Source organism: Pedobacter sp., from assembly GCF_965249885.1.
GTDB lineage: Bacteria > Bacteroidota > Bacteroidia > Sphingobacteriales > Sphingobacteriaceae > Pedobacter.
Genome location: NZ_OZ252254.1, coordinates 4,350,617 through 4,363,089, shown reverse-complemented (window position 1 = coordinate 4,363,089; position 12,473 = coordinate 4,350,617). Strand labels below are relative to the sequence as shown.

10 protein-coding genes are annotated in these 12,473 nt (G+C 36.8%); 5 read left to right on the top strand and 5 right to left on the bottom strand.

What is annotated here, in order from left to right:
• Positions 1–112 precede the first annotated feature (112 nt).
• Genes ACY2A0_RS18400 through mgtE form a run of 3 tightly spaced genes read left to right on the top strand, consistent with a single transcriptional unit; the run spans position 113 to position 2,808 of the window.
• Entirely contained in the window at positions 113–721 is a 609-nt protein-coding gene (locus tag ACY2A0_RS18400; RefSeq protein WP_461790841.1) for a hypothetical protein, read from the top strand.
• Position 722: 1 nt separating this feature from the next.
• Positions 723–1,427: a DUF3307 domain-containing protein gene (locus ACY2A0_RS18395; protein WP_461790840.1), complete on the top strand. Its 705-nt coding sequence runs from the start codon at positions 723–725 to the stop codon at positions 1,425–1,427.
• A gap of 31 nt (positions 1,428–1,458) precedes the next feature.
• Positions 1,459–2,808: a magnesium transporter gene (gene mgtE, locus ACY2A0_RS18390; RefSeq protein WP_461790839.1), complete on the top strand. Its 1,350-nt coding sequence runs from the start codon at positions 1,459–1,461 to the stop codon at positions 2,806–2,808.
• Positions 2,809–2,851: 43 nt separating this feature from the next.
• Here the strand turns inward: mgtE and ACY2A0_RS18385 are convergent, their stop codons facing one another.
• Entirely contained in the window at positions 2,852–3,262 is a 411-nt protein-coding gene (locus tag ACY2A0_RS18385; protein ID WP_461790838.1) for an organic hydroperoxide resistance protein, read from the bottom strand.
• Between the two features lie 84 nt (positions 3,263–3,346).
• A complete protein-coding gene (locus tag ACY2A0_RS18380) occupies positions 3,347–5,503 on the bottom strand; it encodes an FUSC family protein (protein ID WP_461790837.1) in 2,157 nt (718 codons plus the stop codon).
• An 881-nt stretch (positions 5,504–6,384) separates the two neighbouring features.
• Here ACY2A0_RS18380 and ACY2A0_RS18375 point away from each other — a divergent pair.
• On the top strand, positions 6,385–7,581 hold the full coding sequence (locus ACY2A0_RS18375) for a cytochrome-c peroxidase (protein WP_461790836.1): 1,197 nt from the start codon (positions 6,385–6,387) through the stop codon (positions 7,579–7,581).
• A 78-nt stretch (positions 7,582–7,659) separates the two neighbouring features.
• On the opposite strand, the gene ACY2A0_RS18370 is transcribed toward ACY2A0_RS18375, so the two are convergent.
• A complete protein-coding gene (locus tag ACY2A0_RS18370) occupies positions 7,660–8,088 on the bottom strand; it encodes a DUF1801 domain-containing protein (RefSeq protein ID WP_461790835.1) in 429 nt (142 codons plus the stop codon).
• A 126-nt stretch (positions 8,089–8,214) separates the two neighbouring features.
• Between ACY2A0_RS18370 and ACY2A0_RS18365 the strand changes: the two genes are divergently transcribed.
• Positions 8,215–9,795 (top strand): Na+/H+ antiporter, encoded by a 1,581-nt coding sequence (locus ACY2A0_RS18365; protein WP_461790834.1) that lies wholly within the window; start codon positions 8,215–8,217, stop codon positions 9,793–9,795.
• Between the two features lie 2 nt (positions 9,796–9,797).
• On the opposite strand, the gene ACY2A0_RS18360 is transcribed toward ACY2A0_RS18365, so the two are convergent.
• Both ACY2A0_RS18360 and ACY2A0_RS18355 read right to left on the bottom strand, forming a co-directional pair.
• The gene (locus ACY2A0_RS18360) at positions 9,798–10,856 is read right to left on the bottom strand and encodes a hypothetical protein (protein ID WP_461790833.1); all 1,059 of its coding nucleotides are present in this window, start codon (positions 10,854–10,856) and stop codon (positions 9,798–9,800) included.
• Positions 10,843–12,387 carry an FAD-dependent oxidoreductase gene (locus ACY2A0_RS18355; protein WP_461790832.1) on the bottom strand — a complete coding sequence of 515 codons (1,545 nt, stop codon included), beginning with the start codon at positions 12,385–12,387 and terminating at the stop codon, positions 10,843–10,845. Before ACY2A0_RS18355 ends, ACY2A0_RS18360 begins: the two co-directional genes overlap by 14 nt.
• Positions 12,388–12,473 lie beyond the last annotated feature (86 nt).

Sequence of the window (12,473 nt, the reverse complement as noted above, 5' to 3'; positions counted from 1 at the left end):
TATCGGCTTTTTAAACGATATCTGTTTTTATCGGTTGATTAGCCGATATTATTATTTATCGGTTATTTAACCGATATTTTGATTTATCGGCTTTTTTGCCGATATTGTTGCCATGATTGCAGTAATAACCGGTGATATCGTTAATTCAAGAGAATTGCCATCGCTTTGGATAGCCACTTTAAAAGATGCTTTATCGGCTTTGCCAAAACAAGCTACCAAATGGGAAATATTTAGAGGCGACAGTTTTCAAATCGCTTTACCGCCACAGGAAGCTTTTTTAACAGCATTGTATGTTAAAGCATGCATGCGAGCGCTAAAAGGAGCGGACGTAAGGATGAGCATTGGAATTGGCAGTGTTTTAGATGGTAATGCTGAAAAGGTTACAGAAGCCAATGGAGAAGCCTACATTAATTCTGGTGAAGGATTTGATACACTGAAAAGCAGTAAAGTAAATCTAACAATCAAAAGTCCATCTGTAAAATTTGATGAAGATATGAACCTATATTTCAAGTTGGCACTTATAGCAATGGACAGTTGGAGTCCAATTGCCGCACAGGTAGTTAAACAAACCATCGAAAATTTCAATGAGAAGCAAGATAAAATAGCTAAGATATCGGGCAGAAGCCAGTCATCTATTAGTGAAGCACTCAAACGAGCCCATTTTTCGGAGATGATGGAGCTAGAAAATAAGTTTAGAACACTTTTAGCAGCAACTTTTTAACATGGAATTGGCTTTAATAAAATTTTTAACAGCGCATATACTTGGAGATTTTTTTCTGCAGCCAGACGAATGGGTAGCTGAGAAAGAGCTAAAAAAATTGAGATCAGCTAAATTGTATATTCATGTAGTTATACATATTGCTTTAATTTTCTTACTTTTTTTCGATACCAATATTTGGCTACAGGCGCTACTTATTGGTGCAGCTCATTTTGTAGTTGATGCGTGTAAGTTATTATTTCAAACATCTAAAAACAGGAGAGCTTGGTTTTTTACAGATCAGCTTTTGCACGTATTAGTGATATTAGGAATTTGGCTAGCTTTTAACGGAAACCACAAAATTGATTTGCAGGTTTTGCAAGATGAAAAAGCATGGATTTATGTGTTAGGTGCATTGTTTTTAACTAGCCCTGCGGCAATTGTTATAAAAGTAGCTATTGCCCGATTTATTCCAAGTAAAAGTTCAATTTCATTACACAATGCAGGTAAATTCATTGGTATTTTGGAGCGACTGTTGATCTACCTATTTATTGTAACCCAACATTTTGAAGCCGTAGGATTTTTGTTGGCGGCCAAATCAATTTTTAGATTTGGGGATTTAAAAGAAGGTAACGAATTAAAACTTACAGAATATGTACTGATAGGCACTTTGTTAAGCTTTGGAATCGCAATTATAACAGCATTAGCCGTAATTCAATTTAACCCTTAGGTCATCATTCTTATCCCAAATTTGTAATCATATGCAATCGTTCGAGCTTGATAAAACAGATCTTTCAAAACTAAGGAAAGCCATAGAGGGCGATGACGAGCTATTAGCGGCAACTTTAGCCGAGTACCATGCTTCAGAAATTGCTATTTTATTCGATAATCTCAATTCGGAGGATAGGCAACGTATCATCAATTTATTAGAGGTTGAAAAGGCATCTGAAGTAATTGCAGAGATGAGCGAAGAAGCGCATCCCGAGGAGCTGCTAATTCAGTTACATCCCGAAAAGCGTACAGAAATTGTTGAAGAACTCGATTATGACGATGCTACGGATATCATTTCGCAATTGGATGAAGATGAGCAGCAAGAAATATTAGAGGATTTAAGTGCCGATGACGCACAAAGCATTAGGAATTTATTGAGCTACCATGAGGAAACTGCCGGTGGTTTGATGAATACCCAAATGATTACGGTAAACTTCAACTTTACTAAAAAAGATGCTATTGACGAAATTATCAGGCAAAGCGAAGAGATTGAAGAATTTTACACTGTTTTTGTAGTAGATGATGCAGGAACATTTAAAGGTATAGTTTCCTTAAAAGATATTATTAAGGCAAAAGGGAATGCGAAAATAAATGATATGGTGAAACCGGATGCTGTTTATGTAAAAGCTGACACCGACCAGGAAGAAGTGGCTAAACTGCTTTCACAATATAATTTGACAAGTATTCCAGTAGTGAATGACGACCTGGTTTTGTTAGGTAGGGTAACTTTTGATGATGTTATTGACGTATTAGAAGATGAAAATACGGAAGATATCCTTAAAATTTCTGGTGTATCAGAAGATGAGGAACTAGCTGGTAACTGGGTTGATGCCGTGAAATCTCGTTTGCCTTGGCTAATTATTAACTTGGGCACTGCTTTTTTGGCATCGGCGGTAGTAAGGTACTACGAAGATACCTTAGCACATTTAGCAATTTTATCTGCTTATATGACCATTATTGCGGGAATGGGAGGGAATGCCGCTACGCAGGCTTTGGCGGTAACAGTTAGGCGTATTTCCTTATTCGATTTAACGGATAGGCAGGCTTATCGTACTGTATTAAAGGAATTCACCGTAGGGATGATTAATGGTGCGGTAACTGGTTTAATTGTACTAATATTTGCCTATTTCTTTGATGCAAACTTGATGTTGGGTTTGGTTATTTTTATGGCGATGACAGGGAATTTGATCATTGCTGGGATTACTGGCGCCGGTATTCCGCTTATGTTGAAACGTATTGGGATTGATCCTGCAATCGCTTCCTCTATTATCATTACCACTTTTACGGATGTTTTTGGTTTCTTGCTACTATTGGGCTTAGCTAGTAAGCTGTTATTGTAAAAAAAGCGGATGAAGCAGCTAACTACATCATCCGCCAATAAACTTAAACCGCTGTTATCCTAGTTTCAATGTTGCCTTTGGTGGCCTTTGAATACGGACAAACTGCATGTGCTTTCTCCGCTAAAGCTTGTGCTTCTTCTACCGTAATTTTAGGAATATGCACATCCAATTCAGCTGATAACGCAAAACCGTTACCATCCTTATTGAAAGAGATGTGGACGTTTACGTTGGTATCAGTAGCATCAACACCCTCATGCGATGCAACAGTTTGTAAAGCACCCAAATAACATGAGCCCCAGGCGGTTGCAAATAGTTGCTCCGGATTTGGAGCCCCTCCCTGACCATCCATTTCTTTAGGTTTCCTTAAATCTGTTTCAAAAATTCCATCGCTGCTTTTTGCATGGCCATCTCTGCCGCCAATAACTACAACAGAAGCCGTATATATCTTTTCCATAACATTCATTTTTTACAAGCAACAAATGAGTGTCGTTTTAGTTTGCCATTGGCTTGTCAATGACGGTTTTTCTTAAACCTAGAGCTAGATTTTGATTTTTTCCGTGAGTTTAAAAATGTCGTAAGATACTTTTTGGATGAGGTCAAATTGTTCGGAAACTACCATATCAGCATGAGCAAGCGCTAGTTCATTATCATTTTTAAACCTAATTAACGGTACATTACTTAATCCGTCACTGTTTTTATTTAAATTTTCGGCAGCATTTTCAAGCAGATAGGTGGTGTTATCAGCAATTGGCTTCACGTCTTTTAACGTAGCACAAACAAAATGATGCTCCTTAATATAAAGAGATAAGCTAGCTACATAAGATGTAAGCAGGTGATTTAATACCGTAAACTGATGCAGTTCTTTCATGTATAACTGCTTACTTTTGGGTTCTGAAAACATCCGTTGAAATAAAGAGGCAAGGTTGGAAGTTTTAACATAAATATCTTTCCTAGCCAACTTATAAGCGGTATTGTCGATATTTTCATTAAAGTATAACTTCGTTACTTCTATAAAATAATTCCTATTCGATTTAATGACATCTAGCATTGCTTCCTTTAGCTTTTCATGCTCCCAATTTGGAAATAGGGAATAACTTGCTAATAATGCAATTCCAGAGCCAATCAAGGTATCATAAATGCGTTCCTTGGCTATTGACATTACACCCATGCCCAAAAAATCGAACATTATCAAGATGTACGGCGTCATGAACAGGACGCTCACCACATAATTTTTACGCTGAAAGCTGTAGCCTGCCACCATAAAAACAATTAGAATACCGAACAGTGTATGTTTATCATTTACATAATGTAATACCGCCATCCCTAAAAAGGCACCTGCTACTGTACCAATAATTCTGTGGTAATTTCTCTCTTTTGTTAAGCTGAAACCTGGTTTTGAGATCACCAATATGGTTAGCAATATCCAGTAGCTATGCGCAAAATCTAGGCTTCGGGCTACCAAAAATCCAATGAGCATTACAATGGCTACCCGTAAAGAATGCCTAAATGTAGATGAACTAAAAGTCAGGTTATTGAGTAATATCTTAGTGTTGATTTCCTGCGAGGTCACAAACTTACCTACGTCAATATCTCCTTTTTTTATTTTACGCTGCTCTTTTTTGTTGAAGTACCTATTAATAGTTTTTATACGACTAACGATGTTTTCTATATTTACTTCGATATTCCTTAGTGCAATTAAACCTAAAGTGTTGTACGTGTTGCTTTTATTTTGCTCTAGCTCGCTAATTTCATTTCTCAAATTTTCGAGATCCTTTTCTAGATTTTCGGCTAATGTAGGTACACCGCCACTTTTTAAAGCAAAAGCGATATCATCCAATGAATCAGCAATTTTATTGATCGCATCCTCATAATGATTCAAAATACCAATGTCGTCAAATTGCTGGTGGAGCTGTTTGTAATTATAGTAGGTTGACATTACTTGCTCAAACAAATCAACCATGTCTGTAAAAACAATCAACAAAAATCTGCCTTGTGGCGTAGATTCACGTACAATTTCTCGAGTTTTAAAAAGTACTTCGCGAACCTCATCTTGCTTTTGGCTTACATCTACTTGGAGCTGTAACAATGCAGCGTAATTTTTCTCGTAATTGGTATTTTGGGAATAGAATTTTGCTTTCGCTCTAAGAAAATCAGCCACTTCGTGTATCGAGTCACTTAGAGTTTGCTGAGCTAGTCGGTATGGGCGTAGCCGATAAATGATATAGCTAAGTGCCGTGTACCAGATACTTCCTATAAAAACTAAAATACTATAAAAAATAACCTCCTGCCATGGGCGGATATCGTCGATACTCAAAATCATAATCAGTAAAACTGATGTTCCAATGGAAGCAGCTCGATTGCCGTACAGGAAAAGCATCGAAAAGATGAAACTGAAAGCTACGATAAGGATTCCAGTAAAAACAGCACTTTTATTGGTTAAGCCTACGATAATAGTTACCAAAAATAATAACGCTGTGGTAACAAACATGGCATTTCTGCGATGTTGGATTGGACCTGGTGAATCTACTATGCTCACACAAAGCGCTCCTAATGATAAGGTCATGCCATATTGCAACATGCCAAACTGCGCCATAATTAACGAAGGGCAAAGCACGCCAAAAGTGATCCGCAAACCTTCAGCAAAGTAATTGCTGAGTAAAAAGTCTTGAGTATCTCTAATTGGACGATGAAGCATATATACAAAGCTAACACTATTGTGGGGAAACATTAAATATTATAATAAAAGTGGAGATAAAAGCTTTAATAACTTGATTCGAAGGTTAACAACATGAGCTTAACTTTAGTTTTTTGCGGAAAAAAAACTGTCACAATAACAATCTTTTATATAAAATTGTTAAGATGTTGATTGTTAATAACTTATTGAAATCTATCGCAATAATGCAAATACAGCACATTTTCCCAAACTTTATAATAAAAAGATTGTGTATAAGCGCAAAATATTGGTTGATAAGATGTTAGTAATATTACTTGTATTTTCTTGCAAAAAAATCAAACTCCTATTAACTTAGATATATCAAAAACGAAGTACTTTGACCGTCTGAAAATCCAAAACGAAAGAGAAGCTGAAAAGCTAAAACTTTTGGGATGATGAAAATTGTAACATTGCTTTAAGCAGTTTGAAAGTTGAAAAAACAATCAAATAATCCAAATACTCAAATTATTCGAAAGAAAGATGGAGCAAATGGAAGGTTAACACCTAAAGGTACAATTAAACAACAGACAATGATGGTAAAAGCTGGAATTCTATGGAAAGAAAGTTCGAGAACATCAAATTGAAAACCTACGATTGAAATAATTGTAAAGTTTAAAAGGTCAAGTAAAATTCGGCTGATGGCTTACCAAATCTACGGACGAAGTAAGTGTTAAAACGGAGAACCAAATCGAAAGAGGCAGTTCTCCGTTTTTGTTTTTAGCCTATCCGCATCCACTTCTTTAAAACTTTCGGTTTTAATCTTTGCATAGCGTTCTTTGAATTGCAACAAATTTGTTAATATTGATTAAACCAAAGCTATAAAGATTAGTCCTACAGCTAATTAACCAAACTAATTAAACCTTATGAAAAAGATCGTTTATTGCATTGCGCTCTCAGCGTCAATCTTTGCGGCAATTTCCGCATGTAAAAAGAGCAGTGAAGAAAGCACTACGGACCTATCCGCCGATTACCCAAATATCAAATCTACATTTGGAGATAAAATTAATCTCAATGCGTTGGAGAATTACGCCAAGCAAACTATTCCTGTTTACATTACCAGAGATAATACCAATTCAAATCCTATTACAGATAAGGGTGCTACACTTGGAAGAGTTTTGTTTTATGATAAAAATTTATCCAAAAATAACACCATGTCTTGCGCAAGCTGCCACAAACAGGAATTTGCGTTTGGAGACAACGCCGTTGCCAGCGTTGGAGTGAATGGCACTACAGGTAGGCACTCCATGCGTTTGGTTAATGCGAGATTCTCGATAGAGGGCAAATTCTTTTGGGACGAAAGAGCGGCAAACTTGGAAGCGCAAACCGTTATGCCGATACAAGATCACAAGGAAATGGGTTTTAGTGGCACCAATGGCGATGAAAACTTTTCGGCACTTATCACCAAGCTTCAAAATATTAAATACTATCAAGAGTTTTTCAAGTTTGTTTATGGTGATGCTACAATAACGCAGGAGCGCATACAAAATGCGTTGGCGCAGTTCGTGAGGAGCATCCAATCTTTCGACTCCAAATATGATGCAGGCAGGGCAACTGCACCTAACGACCAAGCTAATTTTACGAACTTTACAGCGCAAGAAAATAATGGCAAGAATTTATTTTTAGCTGCGCCAGTATTCGACGCCAATGGAAGCCGTACTGCCGGCGGTTTAGGTTGTGCAGGTTGTCACCGCCCGCCTGAATTTGATATCGATCCGAATTCGTTGAACAATGGTATTATAGGCATTATTGGTACAACTGGAATTGATTTAACCAATACTAAATCGCCAACATTGCGCAACGTAGGGAGAGCTAACGGAAATGAAAACGGGCCTTTTATGCATACCGGAAACTTAGCCACTTTACAAAATGTAATTGGGCACTATGGAACAATTAATATTGCACCTGGAAATAATAATTTGGATCCAAAGTTAAGGCCAAATGGGGTTGGTCAGAAACTGAATTTAACGGCAAATGAGGTAAATGCAGTTATTGCTTTCATTAGAACGTTGGACGGTAGCGATGTATATACAAACAAGAAATGGGCTAGTCCATTCTTATAAGAAATCAAGTGGTATTAAAATGAGGCTGTCTAAAGGTGTTTTCATCTACGAGACAGCCTTTATGGATTTAGCCGGAAATTAGCGTTTTCCATGTTTTGCTTCTAAAAATCTAATTGTCTCCAAAATTATTTCTTTAAGCACTTGTACGTCAATATCCGATAGTTTTTTCACATAAATACATCCTTTGCCTTTTTTGAACTTGCCAAATTTTTCAAGTAAAGATTGATTTTTTTCAGTATTGGCATAAACATAAAGTGATATTGCGGCCTTGCGTGGCGAAAATGCTACTAAAGGCCAGTCGGCTTCTTGCTTACTTTTATCAGATTTGTAATGATAAACCCCGAAGCCAATGATGCTGGGTCCCCACATCTTCGCTTCGTAACCGGTAAAATTACTGATGATATCTACCAACTCAAAAGCATCCTGACGCTTTTGTTCATTGTCAGCAAATGAATGAATAAACTCTTCTACACTTGCTGTGGTTTGTTTGGTTTTAACGGTAGCCATTGGTTTAGTGATTGTTGAATCTAATTTACGTAAAAAACTTATTATTATTTGAATGGAAAAAATGTATAGATTAATGAAAAGTTTTTAAATTACATAGACTAAACAGCTATAACACCAATTAACATAATGCATTCTATTTTACCTTTTCTACTTGCCATGGTGGCGGCAATCGTACTGTTGAATATATTTGCTACTAAACTAAAAATAGCGTATCCAATTTTGTTGGTGATAGCAGGTTTGCTAGTGAGCTTTATCCCTGGCTTACCAGTTTTAAGGATAGATCCGGATTTAATCTTCTTCATATTTTTACCGCCTTTGCTTTGTGAAGCCTCTTGGTCGTTATCACTCAAAGAAATGAAAAAGTGGTATCGAATGATTACTAGCTTTGCATTTTTAGTGGTTTTTTTCACAGCACTTGCTGTTGCTATTGCCGCCAATCATTTCATACCAGGATTTACCATTGCGCTTGGTTTTTTGTTAGGAGGTATAGTTTCTCCGCCAGATGCGGTTAGTACAGCAGCAATAACCAAGTTTGTAAAAATTCCCAAGGCAACGCAAGCAATTTTAGAAGGAGAGAGTTTATTGAACGATGCGTCTTCCTTGATCATTTTTAGGTTTGCGTTAGTTGCAGTTGGCACAGGACAGTTCATTTGGCAGGAAGCTGCCACAAGCTTTTTGTGGACAGTGTTGGGTGGCGCTGGCATAGGTTTGCTATTGGGTTGGTTATTTGTACAAGCGCACAAAAAACTGCCTACAGATACCTCATCTGATATTGCCTTAACACTAATTGAACCTTATCTATTTTACTGGTTAGCCGAAACGGCACATAGTTCAGGTGTGTTAGCAGTAGTAGCAGGAAGCATATATATGTCTTCCAAACGCCTTACGTTTTTGTCAAGTTCGGGGCGTATAAAGGCATATAGTGTTTGGGAAAGTTTCGTTTTCATCCTTAACGGTGTAGTTTTTCTGATCATCGGATTAGAACTGCCTGAAATTATAGCAGGGATAAAATCCTCGGGCATTCCTCTTGACGAAGCAATTGGTTACGGCGTATTGGTTACCACAGTATTGATTATTACCAGAATGATGAGCAGTTACGCAGCATTATTTGCAACTATGCTGTTTAGGCGTAAATCAGTGCCACACATCAATAATAAAAGGCGACGCTATTTAATGCCAGCACTATTAGGATGGACGGGCATGAGAGGCGTGGTATCCTTGGCTGCTGCACTGGCAATTCCAGTGAAACTAAATGGAGCGATGTTCCCTCAAAGAGATTTAATTTTGTTCATCACGTTTGTAGCCATACTGCTTACTTTGTTATTGCAAGGCCTCACGTTACCATATTTTATAAAGAAAAGTCGCTTGTTTGAAGGTATTTTTAACGAAGCAGAGGAAGAGGAAGCAAGGAAAGCAATGAAAAGAGGTTTGAAACAGCATGTATACGAATTTTTAAATAGTAGATATGAAACCGAATGGAAAGGGCAGGAGGTAATGGAAAAATTTATCCATCAATGGGAGGAACGATCTAAAATTCAAGATGATAGTTGGATGAACGATAAAACCAAGCTTATATTTTTGGAGATGTTGGAAAGTCAGCGAAACTATTTAGTAGCCTTAAATAACGACCCAAAAATTAACGAAGAAATCATTAGACAGCAGTTGTACCAAATTGATTTGGAGGAGGAGAGGTTGAGGCTTGTTTAAAGTTAGAAATTATATTTTTTCTTCCAGATGAAACCATCTAAAACATAGTGTGTAGCTTGTGGTAGCGCTAATAATGGAATAAGTAGAGACAATAGAAATTGGTCGTTAACAGTTGGTAAAAATGAAAATATTTTAAAGAACTGTTGATGTTCTTTCCATATCATCCCGTCCCATAATGCCTCCTCCACGTAAGCCAAGGCTAAAATTATGGCGATGAAAATTAAGATGCCATATTTACCAAAAGCAAATTGTTGAAATTTAGTATTTAGGTTAGGGCTGCTTTCTCTCTTTTTTTCGATAAACCAAATGAGTGCCATATAAGGTATGCCATGCGATACCACGTTAAAGAGGGTGAAAACGAGATCGCCATTAAAATAAATAATACTAACATACCACGACAATATGGTGCCTAACAGTAATACATTTTTCGGGATGTTTAGCTCTTTAAGATTTACAGATAACGCAATTTCCTTAACAAAATACATCGCTAAAATTAAAACATAGCAACCTTGTACGAAGGTCAGTAATGAATCATTCACGTAGATGATGAAATCTCCTGAAATAAACCAGTTGAAGTTTCTATCTCCTTTTAAATGCCAGTAAATTATGGGGTATAAGGTTGCTGCGTAAATTGCTGCCGCATCTATAAATTGGTTAGTTCTACTTGACTTTCTGGTTCTATTGTACAGTTTCATGAAACCATATTGTTGTCTAATGAAATGAAATACAGCTAAATAGGCTAATATTCTCCAAAACCACAAACTGTTGATTTGATACAATGTAAAGCCAGAAAGATAACAGCCTATAGGAATTAATGTAAGTAGTGTTAAATTGTTATTGAAGTTTTTCCTATTGAAATATGTTCTGTAAAGTGTGCTGTATACATGAGCAACATCTATAAAAACCACTAATAAAAGCCAATGTATCGCAGAGAATTGTTCATTAGCTATAAATGCTTTAGGTAAAATGGCGATCAGCAATAAGCAGAAAAACGGGGGAGTCAATATAAATATCGAATCTTTCCAAGCGGAATTTAACCAAGGTTGTTTATGCCTGATCATGCGATATAACTTGTTTAGCTACTAAAATTCCCTGGTGAAAAGCTTCCTCAAAAATTGAAATTCCACTTAAATCGGTATGCGCAAAAAATATTTTATTGTCAATTGGTCTTCTTCCCTCCGCCAAGTTATAACCGAATATCAAATTTGGTGTTGGTGCAATCATCCCATGTCCCCAAACCCACAAATCAATTTCTTTAATTGCAGTTTCAATTTCAGGATGCATGTAAGTAAGCTCTGGCATAATAATATCTAACCATTGCTCATAAGTTCTAGTATAAGCGGCCAATCTTGAAATAGTTGGCTCATAATCACATAAAGGAAGATAATATGTAAGTACTTTATCTTTATTTATCATGCTTATATTTTGTTGCGTTGCATTTACATAACCCACTGAAGGCATGTTGTAAGCAACGTTATCCCAAAATAAAGGTGTACCTTTAGCGTTTGGTAAATCGCTAACTGTGATATTGGCAATTAACCAAGGTGAATAGGTCAATTTTTTATAATCAAAGTTTGGACGGAATACATCTTTTAAAAGCTTTTGGTTAACATATTGTGGTGTCGCTAAAATTAACTTTTGGGCAATAATATAAGTACTCTGCTTAGTGGCTAAATTATAAATCCAAGCCTTAATTTTGCCATTTGCTGTTTCACTAATTTCGTTACAAAGGCTTGTTGTGCTAATATGCGTTTCTAACTTCTTAGTCATTTGCTCGGCTAACCATGCGTTACCATCTGGCCAAGTCAATACTGCGTTATCTTCCGCATTTGCTGCTTTTCCCCGTCGGCTTGCAAAATAATGTAAGCCTGCCCATGCAGATATTTTCTCTATTTTTTGACCGTAGTCATCTTTACATGCATAATTGAGATACCATAGCAAATATGGGGAATCGTAGCCTTTATCTTTTAAATAGCTTTCAAATGTGATATTATCTAACTTTCTAACATCTGGATCCTGCGAACAGTTAGCGATAGGAATGGTAAAAAGATAGTTGCCATCTTTGCCTTTAACTTTTTTCAAGTTTTCCATTTCCATTAAGAAATCCTTAATTTGCTGTTTATCTTTTTGTGGCACTCCAAAATCTGGAACTAGCCCTTCCTGCCATTCGCCGTTAATTAATAAACGTTCTTCTGGGTCAAATGTAAGGTAGTAATCATTATAGTAAGGTATTCCGTTCTCAAAATGAGTAATTACATTATGTTCCCTAAAAAAGTCGATTAATAAATCATCATCATGGTTAGCAACTGTAGTGTAATGCGCACCTAAAGGATGTGTGGATACATTGTTTTTACCTGATCGAGAGTTGCCACCTGTTTTGTCTTCCAGTTCGATGATTTTAAAGTCCTCTTCGCCGTTTTGTTTTAGCCACCTGGCGGCCGAAAGTCCGCTAATCCCAGATCCAACAATTAAGATTTTAACCTCCACTGTTTTATTGGGCTTAGCTATCGCGATTTTATCACGTAGAATGTGGCCCGCAGCGGCATTAGGTCCACGTAAGCTGCCTTTAAATCCATACTTTTTGGATGTCATTTTTTTAATGCAACCACCAATAAAGATACTGCCAGTGATTAATCCTAAGCGTAATAAAAATGCACGCCGACGCAAGTAGCTTGCAA